Origin of the sequence: Propionimicrobium lymphophilum DSM 4903, from assembly GCF_000423485.1 — a bacterium.
GTDB classification, from domain to species: domain Bacteria; phylum Actinomycetota; class Actinomycetes; order Propionibacteriales; family Propionibacteriaceae; genus Propionimicrobium; species Propionimicrobium lymphophilum.
The window spans coordinates 204,285-220,416 of the sequence record NZ_KE384026.1 but is presented as its reverse complement, the minus strand read 5'-3'; the positions used below and the strand labels follow the sequence as shown (position 1 = coordinate 220,416).

The window sequence follows — 16,132 nt, the reverse complement described above, 5'->3', positions numbered from 1 at the left end:
TTTTATTTATCCTCCTGCGTTCGTACGGCGATAGCGTATGCGTGTCCGGGCAGCCTCTCAGCGTGCGCAAAATCTTGGATTCCAGCTCCGATTCTCGCGAGTGCTGCTCGATCGTAATTGATCAAGTGCACGGAACGCATGAAGCTACGAACATTCAGCCCCGAAGAGTACCTCGCTGCTCCCCCAGTCGGTAATACGTGGGTGGATCCTGCTGAGTAATCACCGAGCGGCACAGGTGAGTAAGAGCCGACGAAAATAGCTCCCGCATTGGAAACTCGATCCGCGACTTCTTGAGAGTCGGCGGTCTGGATCTCCAGGTGCTCTGCACCATAATCGTTTACGACGTCTAAGCCTTGTTCGATATCACGGACCAAAACAATCGCAGACTGCTGACCCGATAACGCTTCTTTGAGACGATCTCGCGTCTCAAGACGATCCACCTGCCTTGCAACCTCATTTTTTACGGAAGCAGCCAGCTTTTCGGAATCAGTAACCAACACGGATGCAGCCATAGGATCGTGTTCTGCCTGGCTGATTAGATCAGCCGCTACGAACGCAGGATTTGCACTTGAATCAGCTAGTATCCCAATCTCCGTAGGCCCGGCCTCTGAGTCAATCCCTACTCTGCCCCTTAGGTAGCGTTTTGCCGCGACAACGAAGATGTTACCTGGCCCAGTGACCAAATCTGCTCTGGGGCATAGCCCAGAAACACCGTAAGCGAACATCGCGACGGCTTGTGCCCCGCCAACCGCATAAACCTCTTCGACCCCTAATAGCGAGCACACGGCGAGCGTCGTCGGATGCGGAAGCCCCCCAAACTCACTCTGTGGAGGTGTCGCGACTGCTAGAGATCCAACGCCTGCGACCTGAGCGGGCACGACATTCATAAGAACGCTGGAGGCAAGCGGAGCAAGCCCACCAGGAACATACAGCCCAACCCTGCGAACAGGAATCAGCTTGTCGGTTACGACCGCACCGTCATCGAGAGCGACAGTTTTCGGCCCTTCCTCTAGTTCTGCTTGCCTGCAGACTTCCCTACGCCTTCTGATCGCTTCTTCGATAGCCGCTCGAAGGCTCGGATCTAAATTCTTAAGGGCATTGTCCAAGGCGTGTTTAGGAACCCTGAAATGCTCAGGAACCACATGATCGAACTTCTCGCTGAAACGCCTCAGAGCATCGATACCCTCAGCCTTCACGGCTTCGCAGATCGGGCGAACCGCATCCACGGCTCGTTCTACATTAAATTCTGCTCGCGGAACTGCGTCTGTGTAATCGTCAAGATCAGTCTCACGTAAATCGACAGTGGTTAGCATGTCTGAATCTTACGGCAAAGGGCAAAGATAAGCTTTTTCTGCCCGAAAGACGACTACTCTGAACGCTTAGCCCTTGTCGATTCAGGAGAGTTTTCAAAGGCGCTAAAAAGCACTACCGCTAGCAAAGCGCCAAAAACCCAGACCGCCAGGATGGAGGGACTGCGTAACGTGAAGTCGACGGGCACCTCAACACCAATGGCAGCCTCCGCTACTCGATAGGAGAAATCCCTGGGACCGAGCAAAAATCCAACTAGCCAGCAAAGTAAGCCTGAACAGAGCGCTCCGAATATTGCCGCAATTATCGAAAGCAATCCCCGCACGCGAAAAAATGCCCATGAGATTGTTCCTATCGCCCCGCCAACGATCAATCCGATAAATACGTTTACAAGATCGGACTTGAAGATCTTGCCAGCCGCAGCTTCAGTTAGGATCGCTGATCCGTCTTGTGCGATCACGAAAGCGGGTGGTGTCACCAGCAAATTCCAAATAATTCCGCATGAAGCACCTAGCACCATGCATATCACTGCGAAAAGCAGACCTCTAAGGAGCAAGGATCTTTTTAGCCTGGCTCGCTGAAAATCGGCCAGCACTCTTCCCGTGTCGATCTCGTTCATTTAGTTCCTCGTCGTCACGGCAGCAGGGCCTAACAGTGCTTTCAAGTCGGCCATCAACGGTTGAGATGGCGTGACTCTAAGGCCATCGGCGAGCTGATAAATCTTGTTGCGTACAGAACTGGTTATTTTCAGTTGAACTTCGGTGGAACCGGGATGTGCGCTGAGCACGTCGCGGAGATTATCGAGCACCACGGGTGTGCACCTTGACGCTGGCACCTCAAGATGGATCGGCCCGGCTTCTTCCTCGGCGGTGGCGTTGAGGACAGTGATCTCGTTTGCTTGTATCTCGGCTACATCATCTCGCACAGACACCCTGCCTCGTACTCGAACTAGCACGTCCGTGGCCAATAACATTACGGCCTGCTCGTATACCTTGGGGAACACCAAAACTGTGACGGAGGCATCTAGATCTTCGATGGTTAAGGTTGCCCAGGGAGCGCCCGCCTTCGTCTGGCGACGAGCGACCGTTGTGATGAGCCCGCAGATCACCTGAGTGGAACCGTCAGTGGCGTTTTCTTCCAGATCCGCAAGAGAAATCTGACGATTAGCGGCAAGAATATTCTCCATACCATTTAGGGGGTGATCCGAAACATAGAGACCAAGCATCTCCCTTTCGAATCCAAGCTTGACCCTCTTGTCCCACTCTGGAACATCAGGTAGCTCTCTTTCGGAAGTTTCTTCCGACTCCGTGGAGAGAAACCCACCTAGCAGACTGTCTTGCCCGTTCTCCTCGTTGCGCTTGATGTCAGCAACTTGATCAACTGCCTCTTCGAATACCTCCATTAAGGCCCTGCGCTTATGCCCCATAGAGTCGAATGCTCCAGACTTAATCAAAGATTCCAACATTCGCTTGTTACACACAGACAGTGGCACGCTGTCTAGGAATTCATAGAAGTCGTTAGCTGGGCCGTGCTCGTTTCTTGCCTCGATGATTCCCTCAACAACTTGGGCACCAACGTTACGAACTGCTCCTAGGCCAAAGCGGATGTCGTCACCTACGGGGGTAAACATATCTTCGGACTCGTTGACGTCAGGCGGCAAAACCTGAATATTCATGCGGCGGCATTCGGCAAGATAGATTGCCGATTTCGATTTATCATCTTTCACTGACTGCAGCAAAGCCGCCATGTACTCAACCGGATAGTTGGCCTTAAGCCACGCTGTCTGATAGCTAACAAGACCATATGCTGCAGAGTGAGATTTGTTAAACGCGTAGTCGGAGAATGGGACGAGAATGTCCCAAATCGTCTGGAAGGACTCCGCCGAATAACCACGATCAAGCATTCCTTGCTTGAACACGTCGTATTGTGCGTCCAGTTCTTTCTTCTTTTTCTTACCCATTACGCGGCGCAGCTTGTCTGCCGCGCCAAGCGTATAGCCTGCTAGTTTCTGAGCGATCATCATGACCTGCTCTTGATAAACAATCAGACCGTAAGTTTCAGAAAGAATATCCTCTAGAGCATCGGCAAGTTCAGGGTGAATCGGTTCAATTTTTTCGCGCCCGGTCTTGCGTCGTGCGTATTTGTTGTGAGAATCAGCACCCATCGGCCCAGGTCGATAAAGCGCAGAAACCGCCGAAATGTCCTCGAACTTGTCCGGCTGCATTGAACGCAGTAATGCGCGCATCGGTCCACCATCAAGCTGGAACACTCCTAGAGTGTCACCGCGCTGCAGCAGCTCGAACGTTTTTTGATCATCAAGTTCAATCGAATCGATGTCGACGTCGATGCCCTTATTGCGCTTAATATTGCGCAAGGCATCATCCATAATCGTGAGGTTTCGTAGACCAAGGAAGTCCATCTTCACCAGTCCGAGAGACTCAGCACTCGGGTAATCGAACTGAGTGATGATAGCGCCGTCCTGCTCACGTTTCATGATCGGAATGACGTCCGTTAGAGGCTCTGAGCTAACGATTACGCCGCAGGCGTGCACACCCCACTGGCGTTTTAGGCCTTCGATGCCCTTTGCGGTATCGACCACCTCTTGGACTTCTGGATCAGATTTATAAAGATCTCGAAACTCAACGCCCTCTGCGTAGCGCTTGTGTTCTGAATTGAAAATCTGATTGAGCGGTACGTCCTTGCCCATGACCGCGGGAGGCATTGCCTTAGTGATCTTCTCACCAACGCTATATGGCTTATCCAGCACACGGGCTGAGTCTTTCACCGCCTGTTTGGCTTTAATAGTGCCGTAAGTGACGATCTGGGCAACGTGATCTTTGCCGTACTTCTCGGTGACATAATCAATCACCCTGCCACGTTGGCGCTCGTCAAAGTCGATATCGAAATCGGGAAGCGAAGGACGCTCAGGGTTCAAGAACCTCTCGAACAGAAGACCGTAACGAAGCGGGTCCAACTCGGTGATTTCCATCGCATAGGCGATGATTGAACCTGCACCGGATCCACGACCAGGACCTACTCGAATCCCATTGCGTTTAGCCCAAGTAACGTAGTCAGAAACGATCAAGAAATATCCGGGGTATCCCTTAGTTAGGATAACTTCCTTCTCGTAGTCGGCGCGCTCCTGAATCTCTTTCGGCAGCGGATCTCCATAGCGTTTTGCCAAGCCCTCGTCTGCCTTTTTGATGAACCAGCTCTCCTCGGTCTCGCCGTCCGGGCAATCGAAGACGGGCATAAACGTTCCGGAGCCCTCGTCGAAATGGGTCTGGCAGCGTTCAGCTATGGCCAATGTGTTGTCGCATGCTTCAGGATAATTGCTGAAGAGAGTTCGCATCTCTTCAGCGGTCTTCAGGTAATACCCCGTACCGTCAAATTTGAACCGGCCGGGCGTATTGATCCTGGATCCAGAGGAAACGCAAAGCAGAATATCCTGGCTCCTGGCGTCTTCAGAATGCACATAGTGCAGGTCATTACTGGCGACGAGCGGGGCTCCGATTTTCTTCGCAACGCGGAGCAGATCTCCTCGAACTTTGGTCTCGATATCCAAACCGTGATCCATCAGTTCTACAAAGTAATTTTCTTTGCCGAAGATATCTTGGAATCGGGCAGCCGCCTTAACTGCATCATCAAACATTCCGAGACGAAGAAGCGTCTGGACTTCTCCCGAAGGACATCCTGTCGTCGCGATCAGCCCTTCGTGGTATTCCTCTAGCAAAGAGTCATCAGCACGTGGCTTATAAAAATATCCGTCCAGCGAAGACCAGCTAGCAATTCGGAAAAGATTGTGCATGCCAGCACGGGTCTCACTCCAGATAGTCATGTGCGTATAGGCACCCTTAGCAGCTACGTCATCGCCGGTTCCGTCGCCGAATCTGACCCTCTTGCGCTGCTGCCTTGGAAGGCCCGCAGGAGTGACGTAAGCCTCTAGACCGATGATCGGCTTAACATCGTGCTTCTGCCCAGCTTTAAAGAAATCGAATGCACCGAACATGTTTCCATGATCAGTAATGGCTAGGGCTTTCATTCCTTGCTGGCTTGCAGCAGCCATCAAATCGTCGATGCGTGCCGCGCCGTCAAGCATCGAGAAGTCGGTGTGATTATGCAGGTGTACGAACCCGCTAGCCATATTCGAACCCTTCCTTATCTTGCTGTCGACTCTACATCGAAGATTACTTGTTGCTACCGGCGAACGGCTTGGTCTCCTGCCCCGGGCGCAACTTCGACAGGACTACGAAACCTACCACCGAAACGCTGAACATGATGAGCGATGTGTAATTGTTTACTCTCATTCCACCAATATGGTTGGCCGGATCTATCCTCAAGGCTTCAATGAAGAATCTGCCGAACGAATACCAGCAGACGTAAAGCACACACAGCCTGCCTCTGCCGATCTTGAATCTTCTTTCGGCCCATAGAAGGAAAGCAGCACCGGCGAAGTTCCATATCATTTCGTAGAGGAAAGTCGGATGGAACGTCTCGAACTGTTCGTAGCCATCCGGGCGATGGGCACGATCAATCTGCAAACCCCACGGAAGATCTGTGGGTCTGCCGAAGAGTTCTTGGTTAAACCAATTTCCAAGACGACCTATGCCCTGACCAATTAAGAGAGTTGGCGCAATGCAGTCGGCTAAGGTTGGAAAGTTTATTTTGTACCGCCTAGCCATGATCCATGCGCCTACAGCCCCTAGAGCGATTCCGCCCCAAATGCCTAAACCACCGTTCCAAATTTTGAAGGCGTCCCAGGGGTTCCTTCCTGGACCGAAATAAAGTTGATGATCCGTGATCACGTGGTACAGGCGAGCACCGAATATGCCGAATATTATCGCTACCAGAAGGAGATTCTGGAATTTATCAGTGTCTCCGCCTCTTTCGACGAATCTACGCTGAGCTATCCATCCGGCTACAACCATGCCTGCGATCAGGCACAAAGCATAGAAGTGGATTGTAAGCGGCCCAATGCTGAAGCTGGAGATCGGAGGGCTAGGTATCTGCAATAAAATCACAGCACCAATTTTGCCCTCCGATGCTCCACTTATCCAACTAGTTTTTTACGCCTTCACCAAGGTCTGCTGCCACCTCAGGAAGCTTTCCCAGCGGCTGGTCACTACCCTCTGCATCGATCAGGCATTTAACTAGGGCTGATCCGACAATCGCTGCATCCGCGTATTTGCCGGTTTCGTGCGCTTGCTTGCCATTGGAAATTCCAAGACCAACGCAGACGGGCAGATCGTTGCGAATCTTGCGTGCACGTTCGACGATTACAGGCGCCGCGCTGGAGGTCTCAGTCCGAGCCCCAGTAACACCCATGACGCTGGTAGCGTAGACCCATCCGCGGCAGGCGTCCATGGTCATCGCGATTCGCTCATCTGTGGAGCTAGGCGCGATCAGGAAAACTCGATCCAAGCCGTATTCGTCAGAAGCCTTGACCCATTCGTCGGCTTCATCCGGGATCAGATCAGGGGTAATAAGCCCGGCTCCGCCAGCGTTAGCTAGGTCGCGCGCAAAAGCCTTCACACCGTAGCGCTCTACTAGGTTCCAATAGATCATCACTGCCGGAGTCTTGCCCGCAGAACGAACCGCTTCGGTGGCCTTGAATATGTCGGTAGTGCGAACCCCAGATGCCAGTGCTTTAGTCGTGGCGTACTGAATTGCCAATCCGTCCATCATCGGATCGGAATATGGCATTCCGATTTCAATGATGTCAGCGTGCTCGGCTACGGTCCGCATCGCGTCTAGAGAGCCCTCAACGCTGGGGTAGCCTATGGGAAGATATCCGATCAGCGCGGTGCGATTATCGGCCTTAGCCTCCATCAACACCTTGCCCATGATCCCTAAGCGATCGCTCATGACAGCCTCCCAGTGGTGTGGTCTGCCACACCCTTAATTCCGAAATACTTCATTGCAGTGTAAACATCCTTGTCACCACGGCCAGAGATGGTGACCAAAATGCAAGGCCTACGATCTGGCTTTTCCTCGAGCATGCGCAGCGCCAGACGGCGAGCGCCTGCGAGTGCGTGAGCGGATTCGATGGCAGGCATGATGCCCTCAGTCTGGGAAAGATCTCGGAAGGCGTTCATAGCCTCCTCATCGGTAACCGGTTCGTAGTTAGCGCGATGGTGATCGGCCAGCCAAGAGTGCTCTGGTCCCACGCCCGGATAGTCGAGACCCGCAGAGATGGAATGCGACTCGATGGTCTGGCCATCCTCGTTCTGTAATACGTAGGTTCGCGCACCGTGCAGAACTCCCACGGAACCTCCACTGATGGAGGAAGCGTGTTTACCGGTGTCAACGCCGTCGCCACCCGCCTCGAAGCCATACAGAGCGACCTCGGGGTCATCGATGTAGTCGTAGAAAGAACCGATGGAGTTTGAACCACCGCCAACGCAAGCGCAAACGGCATCTGGTAGCCTGCCGTACTGCTCGAGCATCTGGGCACGGGACTCGGTGCTGATTACTCGCTGGTATTCGCGAACGAGCATCGGGAAAGGATGCGGGCCGGCAGCCGAACCGATCAGGTAGTGAGTGCTATCAACGTTCGTCACCCAGTCACGCATGGCTTCGTTCATAGCGTCTTTCAGCGTCATGGACCCGGCCTCAACTGAGACCACTTCTGCACCGAGAAGCTGCATCCTGGCAACGTTAAGTGCCTGGCGCTCGGTGTCGACCTTACCCATGTAGACGCGGCACTCGAAACCAAAAAGGGCTGCGATTGTTGCGGTTGCTACGCCATGCTGGCCAGCGCCCGTTTCTGCTATAACCCTGGTCTTCCCCATGCGCTTAGTCAAGAGCCCCTGGCCGAGAACGTTGTTGATCTTGTGGCTGCCGGTGTGATTGAGATCCTCACGTTTAAGAAGAATCTGTGCGCCACCGCAGAACTCTTTACCGTATCGCTTTGCCTCAGTAAGCAAGGATGGACGCCCTGCATAATTTTTCTGAAGCTCGTGGAGCTCGTCCTGGAATTCGGGATCCTCTTGGCAGGAGGTGAAGACTTTTTCCAGTTCATCCAAAGCGGCATGAAGAGCTTCCGGAACGAACTGCCCACCGTATCGATCGAAGTGACCATGCTCATCGGGCAGGCCTGTGCCTTTTCTTCTCTCAATCATCGTTTTGCCTCCTGGATCATGGCCGCGACGGCCTCAGATGGTTTTGAATTCTTAACTAGCGCCTCACCGACCAAAATAACGTCGGCACCTTCAGACGCGACTCTTGCAGCATCTTTGGGGCTCAAAATCCCAGATTCGGCTACCTTTATTGCCTGATCATCAAGCAATCCCACCAGTCGTGAGAACTGCTCGAGATCGACGTCCAGCGTCTTTAAGTTACGGTTATTAACGCCCACGACCCCTGCTCCGAGATTTCGGGCTCTGCGTGCCTCGTCTTCAGTATGAACCTCGACGAGAGGGGTCAAACCGAGATTTAGCGCAAGTTCGTAGAGACGGTTTAATTCTTTATCGTCAAGAGCAGCAACGATAAGCAAGGCAAGATCGGCGCCGTGGGCGCGGGCCTCGTAGAGCATATATTCGTCGACGACAAAGTCTTTTCGAAGCACCGGAATATTAACCGCTGCTCGAACTGCGTCAAGGTCTGCCAGTGAACCATTGAACTTGTGTTTTTCCGTCAGAACCGAGATCGCTCTAGCTCCCCCCGCCTCATATGCGGAAGCCAACACCGCCGGTTCAGGAATATCGGCAAGAGCACCCTTGGAAGGGCTGGAACGTTTAACTTCAGAAATAACGGACAGTTCATTAGATCTAAAGGCCGGTATCGGAGAAATAGGTTCCGGAGCCTTCTCGATTTGTACTTCGAGATCAGCAATGGAAACCTTCTCTGCGCGTTCGGCCGTGTCCGCGCGGACGCCCTCAATGATTTTGTCTAAAACCGTCATCGATTCTCCTCTAAAAGGTATCCGCCTGTGTCGAAACAGCTTAGCGCCCCGGTATGACAAGCAGCTCCGGTCTGGTCGATGTGCAGCAGTAGGGTGTCTCCGTCGCAATCTATCTCTATGCTTCGCACCTTTTGTGTGTGTCCGCTAGTCGCACCCTTACGCCAAAGTTCTTGGCGACTTCTCGACCAATAGGTTGCCTGGCGAGTTTTGAGTGTGAGTTCCAACGACTCAGCGTTCATCCAAGCAACCATGAGAACGCGCCCGCTAGTGGCGTCTTGAGCAACGGTCGGAATTAAGCCGTAGGCGTCGAATTTCAGTCTAGAAACAATAGATTCAGGCAACGTCATGCCTAATTATCACCTACTGAGTTGGGCTAAGAGCGCTTAGACCGAGCCATAAGACATCAACCTAATGTTTAAAATTCAGCCGCACCATCTGGTTATTCCAAACAGTACGGCTGAATTTTCTAGCTCAATTTTTTAATTATCAATTCCCTGACTTTGCCGGCATCTGCCTGGCCCCTCATAGCTTTCATCACTGCACCGATTAGAGCACCCGCGGCCTTGACGCGACCACCCCTGATTGCCTCAGCGGTTTCGGGGTTAGCTGCGATAGCCTCGTCGACGGCAGCGCTCAAAGCCCCGTCATCGCTAACTACTGCAAGGCCTCTAGCTTTTACGACTTCTGAAGGATCACCCTCCCCGGCCACTACCCCATCAATAACTTGACGAGCCAGCTTATCTGTCAGTGTTCCTTCATCAACTAGCTTTTGGAGCTCAGCCACTTGAGTCGGGTTCATGCCAACTTCATCGAGCGGGCGCCCCGCCTCATTTGCTCGCCTAGCTAATTCAGAGACCCACCACTTTCGCGAAGAAGCCGGATCAGCACCTGCATCTACAGTCTCTTCAATTAAGTCGAGCGCACCCTCGATGGCTAAAACGTCACGCATCTCTAAATCGGTGAACCCGTACTCGGACTGAAGCCTTGCCCTACGCTTAGCCGGAGGTTCTGGCAGCTCGTTTCTAAGTTTCTCTACCCATTCGCGACTTGCAGCAACCGGAACCAGGTCAGGTTCCGGGAAGTAGCGATAATCCTCAGCATGCTCTTTAGAACGACCAGCAGTTGTGTAGCCCTCTTCGTTCCACATTCGAGTCTCCTGCTTGACCTTGCCGCCACCAGCAAGAACTGCAGCCTGACGACAAATTTCGTAGCGCAATGCTGCCTCTACAGAGCGAAGAGAGTTCACGTTCTTTGTCTCGGTTCGCGTACCAAGCTCAGTAGAGCCCTTAGGCATCAGCGAGACGTTAGCATCGCAGCGAAGATTGCCACGCTCCATGCGAGCATCCGATACACCCAGTGCATGCATCTGATCGCGCAGGAACTCCATATACGCCGCAGCAACTTCGGGAGCCTTCGCCCCGGTGCCGTAGATCGGCTTGGTGACGATTTCTACCAGAGGAACACCTGCTCGGTTGTAATCAACTAAAGAGTACTGAGAGCCCTGGATTCTGCCGGTTCCACCAACGTGCGTTAGCTTGCCCGCGTCTTCTTCCATGTGAGCTCGCTCAATGGGAATCTGGTAGGTCTCGCCGTCAAGTTCGATCTCTACATGCCCCTCATAGCAGATCGGCTCGTCATACTGGCTGACCTGATAGTCCTTCGACATATCCGGGTAGAAGTAGTTCTTTCGCGCGAAACGACACCACTCGGCAATCTCACAGTTCAGGGAAAGTCCGATCCGAATTGCGGATTCGACTGCTTTACCGTTCACAACCGGAAGCGAACCAGGCAGACCTAGGCACACGGGACACGTATGAGTATTCGGCTCACCGGGACCGTTTACGCAGCCACACCACATTTTTGTCTTTGTCGATAGCTCAACGTGCACCTCAAGGCCCAAAACGGGGTCGAAACGCTCCATCGCCTCATCAAAATCCATCAGTTCGTCGATCATGCGATCACCTGCTTATCTGTCAGCTCCGGAGCTTGCGAAAGAAGAAGTCCACCCCAGCGATCCACGAGGGCGGCTTCTAGTGCGCCACCGATCTGATAGCAGAGTTCATCGCGCAACGCAGGCGCGATTACCTGCAGGCCTACGGGCATGCCGTTATCAGGCGACAATCCGACGGGAATCGAACCAGCAGGCAAGCCCGCCAAGTTGGCAGGAATGGTGCAGAGATCAGAAAGATACATACTCATCGGATCGTCGATCTTCTCGCCGATCTTGAATGCAGTAAACGGCGTTGTCGGAGAAATCAACACATCGCATTTCTGAAAAGCAGCCTCGAAGTCCTGCTTAATAAGTGTTCGCACCTTCTGGGCAGACCCGTAATAGGCGTCGTAGTAGCCGCTGGACAAAGCGTACGTACCGATGATGACACGACGCTTAACTTCTTCGCCAAGCCCCTTGGCGCGCGTCTCGCGCATAGTTTGCTCGACGTTCATACCAGATTCGCTCACGCGTAGGCCGTAACGTATGCCGTCGTATCGAGCCATGTTGCTGGAGACTTCAGCAGGCATGATCAGGTAGTAGGCAGCGAGTGCGTATTTGAAACTCGGGCAGCTGATCTCGACGACCTCTGCACCTAAATCAGTTAGGACCTCTACCGCCTCAGAGAAACGGGCCTTAACGCCCGCCTCGTAGCCTTCCCCGTCAAGTTCCTTAACCACTCCAATCTTCAGACCTTTAATGTCCTTCTTGCGAGCAGCAGAAACAACGTCCGGAACCGGTTTATTGATAGAAGTCGAGTCCATGGGGTCGTGCCCTGCCATCACTGAATGAAGCAAAGCAGCGTCTTCGACAGTTCTAGAACAGGGGCCAGGCTGATCCAGAGAAGAAGCCATCGCAATCACGCCGTAGCGGGACACCGAACCATATGTTGGCTTCATGCCAACCGTGCCGGTGACCGATGCTGGGGAGCGGATAGAACCGCCCGTATCTGTGCCCACAGCAAGCGGGGCTTCATAAGCAGCAACAGCGGCAGCAGAACCGCCACCAGAGCCGCCGGGTATTCTTTCCAAATCCCACGGATTATGGGTGGGACCAAAAGCGGACGTCTCGGTCGAGCTACCCATCGCAAATTCGTCCAAGTTGGTCTTGCCCAAAATCACCATTCCGGCGTCTAGCAAACGCTTGACTACGGTTGAGTCGTACGGGGGCACCCACCCATCGAGGATCTTAGAAGCAGCAGTGGTAGGCATTCCCTGGTAGCAGAAGAGGTCCTTAACGGCCACAGGGATTCCAGCTAGCGGGGAAAGCTTCTCCCCTGACTTCCGCCTAGCGTCTATTTGTCTTGCCTGCTCAAGCGCCCTTTCCTGGTCTACAGATAGAAAGGCGTGAACCTTATCTTCGACCGCATCCATCTGCGCCAGGCTCTGCTTGGTAAGTTCCTCGCTAGAGACCTCTTCGGACTCAAGCTTCTTGACTAGTTCGGCAGCGCTTTGCCTAGTTAGTTCGCTCATCAGGCTCCCTCACCCAAGATCCTTGGCACCTCGAATTGGCCATCTTCGACAGCAGGGGCTCCTGCCAACATGCTTTCCGGAGACCAGCTTTGCTTAACTACATCGTCGCGGAAGACATTCTCCATTTTGATTGGATGGGACGTCGGAACGATGTCCCTATCAGCCACGTCCGAGACGCTGGCAACTGATTCAAGAATCACGTCGAGCTGAGGTACGAAACGCTCTAGCTCATCATCGGTTAACTCGATTCTGGCAAGATCGGCCAGTCGAGCTACGTCCTGAACGGTTAGCGCCACCGCAAGACTCCTTATCTATAAATGCATCAACCTTGTTAATCCTAGACCTAAGCAAAGATAACATCTGTATCAGAAAGCGACCCTGGAAAAGTCCGGCGGTGCCAGACAAAGAAAATAATTTGCTCGGCTCATGGCAGAACGGAAGTTCGAATGCATCTTCTAGCAGCGCAGTTTTTTAGTGCGTTCGCGTTCGGGCTCCTCGCATCCATGATCCCCGTTTTTAACGCGGAAACATTCATTGCTGCGACCTTGGCCACTGACCTAATAGATCCTTTTCCTTTGGGGATAGGTCTCGGTCTGGGCCAAGGCATCGGAAAGGCCGTTCTGTTTCAATTAGTTAGGCAAGGCAAAAAGATCGCCTGGCTCAGAAAAAGGAATGTACCTTCCAAGCCGAGCGGACCAGGCAAATGGCGAAAAAGGTGGCTCTGGCTAGTAGCCAAAGCTGAGTCGTTAATCACTCACAAGAAGCTGGGGCCCGTGGTCATTTTCTGTTCTGGAGCTCTCAGCATCCCACCTAACTATCCGACCACCCTGATTGCGGGTGCGGCTAAAGCAAACGCTGTTATTTTTTCCAGCATGATGACGCTGGGGTACATCGCGAGAAACCTCATAGAGGCTTTTCTGCTTGCAGGAGCGCTAAGCGCATGGTTTTAGTGGTCAACCAAGCATGAGGATGTCGAAGAAAAATTTCATCGCGAGGCCGACAGCGGTCGCCGAGATAATCGTCGCAACAAAAACTAGAGCCCTGGCCCGTTTCTTCTGACTAACCGACAAGACACGTTTTGGCCCCCACTCATCGCTTTCAGGCTGGACTCTGACGGGGGTGTTCCCGTTTATATTTAAGTCGCTAAAACCCTTCATTTTTATTAAACCTCTGCGACGGATTTGGTGTTAGCAACGATGGTGCTACCGACGACTCGGTCTCCATCGTAGAGAACGGCGTATTGACCCGGCGCCAAGGCGGTCAGATCTTCGTCCAACTTGACGATGACGTTTTCCCCATCGAAATCGATTTGCGCTTCGACTGGTCGGCCGTGAGCTCGAACCTGCACCAGACCGTGCCAAGCTTCGTGTACAGGGCCCTGCGTCCACTTCGGCCTGATGCCCTCAAAGCACCTCACGCCTAGCTCAGCCCTGCTGCCGACGACGACCTTGGACTGGTTCGGATCGATACCAACTACATAACGAGGCTTACCATCCGGAGCAGGTACACCAAGATTCAGACCTTTACGCTGACCAATCGTGAACCTATATGTTCCATCATGATGACCGATTGTGTTGCCTGCTGTATCTACTATTTCGCCGGGTTTTGGGCCGAGTTTTTCTGTTAAAAAGCCAGCGGTATCGCCCGTAGGAATAAAGCAGATATCAACCGAGTCTGGCTTATTTGCAACAGAAAATCCAAGCTCTGCTGCCTCGGCTCTAACATCACTCTTTACCGATCCACCCAGCGGAAAGAGCGAATGCGCGAGCTGGTCTTGGTCTAGGACACCCAACACGTAAGACTGATCTTTTGCCGAATCTGCCGCACGCCAAAGCTCGTAATGGTCGTTCACCTTTTTAACTTGGGCGTAGTGACCAGTTGCCACAGCATCAAAACCTAGAGCTCTTCCTCGTTCCAGTAGCGCCGCAAATTTGATCTTCTCATTGCACCTAAGGCAAGGATTTGGGGTCCTGCCCTGGGAGTACTCGTCCAGGAAGTCAGTAATTACTTCGTCTGCGAACCTTTCGGAAAAGTCCCAAACGTAAAAGGGAATGCCCAATTTATCTGCCACTCTGCGCGCATCATTAGAGTCAGCAAGAGAACAGCATCCTCTGGCGCCAATTTGCTGGGCAAGGGCCGTTCTCGACAGAGCTAGATGCACGCCGGTGACTTCGTGGCCAGCATCTATCAGCCTCGCAGTTGCAACAGCGGAATCGACGCCTCCGGACATCGCAGATAAAACTCGCACCATGCCAGTGTATGCACTACGACTTAAATCACCACTGCACTGATCTTGCGGTTTCCACCACTTCCCGAAACGCGGCTACGAAGAAACGCACTTCTTCTTCTGTAGTGGCCCACCCCATGCTGAGACGGATAGCTTGACTCGCCTCCTGGGCATTCTGTCCCATTGCTAATAGCACTTCGCTGGGCCCGTGTACGCCAGCTCGGCATGCCGAACCAGTGGAGATGCAGATTCCACGTTGGTCGAATAAAAAGAGGAGGTCATCGGCAGAGGTTCCATCAACACCAATATTGATTACGTACGGATTAGAGCCGTCTCCATTAACGCGAGTCCCAGGTGTAGAGTTGACCGTTTCGATAATCTGATCCCTGAGTTTGGAGATCCTTTCAAATTCTCCGTCGATGGCATTTACTGCTTCTGATGCTGCCGCTGCAAAACCGTTGGCCAGTGCGACTGGTTGAGTACCAGAACGAATGCCGCCTTCTTGTCTTCCGCCTAGTCCCCACGGAGGTAGATTCAGACCACGCTTGATAATTAAAGCTCCAATGCCCACAGGACCGCCCATTTTGTGGGCTGAAATACTTAATAAATCGATACCGCTCTCATCGAAGTCAATGGGAAAGTGTCCCGCCGCTTGAACCGCGTCACAATGGACTAAAGATCCGGCTTTTTTCGCAAAAGCGACAATCTGGTCGATTGGCTGTATCGACCCGACCTCGTTGTTCGCCCACATCACGCTGACAAGACCAGTCTTTTCGTTCAGCCGCAAAGATTCGAGATCCACGACGCCTTCGGAATTGACTCGTGCCTTCCGCAACCTAGCGCCCAGCACTTCCGAAGATTTTTCTACTGCCTGATGCTCAATAGGGCTTATTACAAGCTCGGGGCGACTGGTCTCCTGCAGCGCTGACGTGCCAAGAACTGCGATGGTGTCTGATTCGCTTCCTCCAGAGGTAAAGATAACCTCGTCTGGCTTAGCGCCGAACAAATTAGCAATCTTTTCCCTTGCGTCTTCAAGACTTGCCCTTGCTAGCCGACCTTTTCGGTGAAGCGAAGCAGGATTGCTCAAACCCGCACATCCGACCATTGCCTCAAGCGCTACCGGCCTAAGGGGTGAACTTGCGGCGTGATCAAGAAAAGCGCCGTCCATCTATGAATATTCCCTCCTCTTAGAGTTTCCTCGGACCTGTTGCTTTCACAATATGTTTTAGCCC

At 52.9% G+C, this 16,132-nt stretch carries 14 protein-coding genes; 1 reads left to right on the top strand and 13 read right to left on the bottom strand.

What is annotated here, in order from left to right; translation table 11 throughout:
- Window positions 1-2: 2 nt before the first annotated feature.
- The 11 genes from hisD to gatC form a co-directional block, all read right to left on the bottom strand.
- Window positions 3-1,313, bottom strand: a complete 1,311-nt coding sequence (gene hisD / locus G556_RS0108500) for a histidinol dehydrogenase (protein WP_028822470.1) — start codon at window positions 1,311-1,313, stop codon at window positions 3-5.
- 53 nt (window positions 1,314-1,366) lie between these two features.
- Window positions 1,367-1,927, bottom strand: coding sequence for a hypothetical protein (locus tag G556_RS0108495; RefSeq protein WP_028822469.1), 561 nt, complete (start codon window positions 1,925-1,927; stop codon window positions 1,367-1,369).
- Entirely contained in the window at window positions 1,928-5,452 is a 3,525-nt protein-coding gene (dnaE, locus tag G556_RS0108490; RefSeq protein ID WP_028822468.1) for a DNA polymerase III subunit alpha, read from the bottom strand.
- A 43-nt stretch (window positions 5,453-5,495) separates the two neighbouring features.
- Entirely contained in the window at window positions 5,496-6,329 is an 834-nt protein-coding gene (gene lgt / locus G556_RS0108485; RefSeq protein WP_028822467.1) for a prolipoprotein diacylglyceryl transferase, read from the bottom strand.
- A 37-nt stretch (window positions 6,330-6,366) separates the two neighbouring features.
- Window positions 6,367-7,173, bottom strand: a complete 807-nt coding sequence (gene trpA / locus G556_RS0108480) for a tryptophan synthase subunit alpha (protein WP_051176810.1) — start codon at window positions 7,171-7,173, stop codon at window positions 6,367-6,369.
- The gene (gene trpB / locus G556_RS0108475) at window positions 7,170-8,429 is read right to left on the bottom strand and encodes a tryptophan synthase subunit beta (protein ID WP_028822465.1); all 1,260 of its coding nucleotides are present in this window, start codon (window positions 8,427-8,429) and stop codon (window positions 7,170-7,172) included. Before trpB ends, trpA begins: the two co-directional genes overlap by 4 nt.
- Window positions 8,426-9,211 (bottom strand): indole-3-glycerol phosphate synthase TrpC, encoded by a 786-nt coding sequence (gene trpC / locus G556_RS0108470; protein ID WP_028822464.1) that lies wholly within the window; start codon window positions 9,209-9,211, stop codon window positions 8,426-8,428. Before trpC ends, trpB begins: the two co-directional genes overlap by 4 nt.
- Window positions 9,208-9,558, bottom strand: coding sequence for a phosphoribosyl-AMP cyclohydrolase (gene hisI / locus G556_RS0108465; protein WP_028822463.1), 351 nt, complete (start codon window positions 9,556-9,558; stop codon window positions 9,208-9,210). Before hisI ends, trpC begins: the two co-directional genes overlap by 4 nt.
- A gap of 119 nt (window positions 9,559-9,677) precedes the next feature.
- A complete protein-coding gene (gatB, locus tag G556_RS0108460; RefSeq protein WP_028822462.1) occupies window positions 9,678-11,165 on the bottom strand; it encodes an Asp-tRNA(Asn)/Glu-tRNA(Gln) amidotransferase subunit GatB in 1,488 nt (495 codons plus the stop codon).
- The gene (gene gatA, locus G556_RS0108455; RefSeq protein ID WP_028822461.1) at window positions 11,162-12,673 is read right to left on the bottom strand and encodes an Asp-tRNA(Asn)/Glu-tRNA(Gln) amidotransferase subunit GatA; all 1,512 of its coding nucleotides are present in this window, start codon (window positions 12,671-12,673) and stop codon (window positions 11,162-11,164) included. Before gatA ends, gatB begins: the two co-directional genes overlap by 4 nt.
- The gene (gene gatC / locus G556_RS0108450) at window positions 12,673-12,969 is read right to left on the bottom strand and encodes an Asp-tRNA(Asn)/Glu-tRNA(Gln) amidotransferase subunit GatC (protein ID WP_016455923.1); all 297 of its coding nucleotides are present in this window, start codon (window positions 12,967-12,969) and stop codon (window positions 12,673-12,675) included. Before gatC ends, gatA begins: the two co-directional genes overlap by 1 nt.
- Before the next feature lie 150 nt (window positions 12,970-13,119).
- On the opposite strand from gatC, the gene G556_RS0108445 reads away from it, so the two are divergent.
- Window positions 13,120-13,623 (top strand): hypothetical protein, encoded by a 504-nt coding sequence (locus G556_RS0108445; protein ID WP_028822460.1) that lies wholly within the window; start codon window positions 13,120-13,122, stop codon window positions 13,621-13,623.
- A gap of 212 nt (window positions 13,624-13,835) precedes the next feature.
- Here G556_RS0108445 and mnmA read toward each other — a convergent pair whose 3' ends face one another.
- Window positions 13,836-14,924: a tRNA 2-thiouridine(34) synthase MnmA gene (mnmA, locus tag G556_RS10745; protein WP_267878607.1), complete on the bottom strand. Its 1,089-nt coding sequence runs from the start codon at window positions 14,922-14,924 to the stop codon at window positions 13,836-13,838.
- A gap of 25 nt (window positions 14,925-14,949) precedes the next feature.
- Entirely contained in the window at window positions 14,950-16,068 is a 1,119-nt protein-coding gene (locus G556_RS10740; protein WP_036916250.1) for a cysteine desulfurase family protein, read from the bottom strand.
- Between the last annotated feature and the right edge of the window lie 64 nt (window positions 16,069-16,132).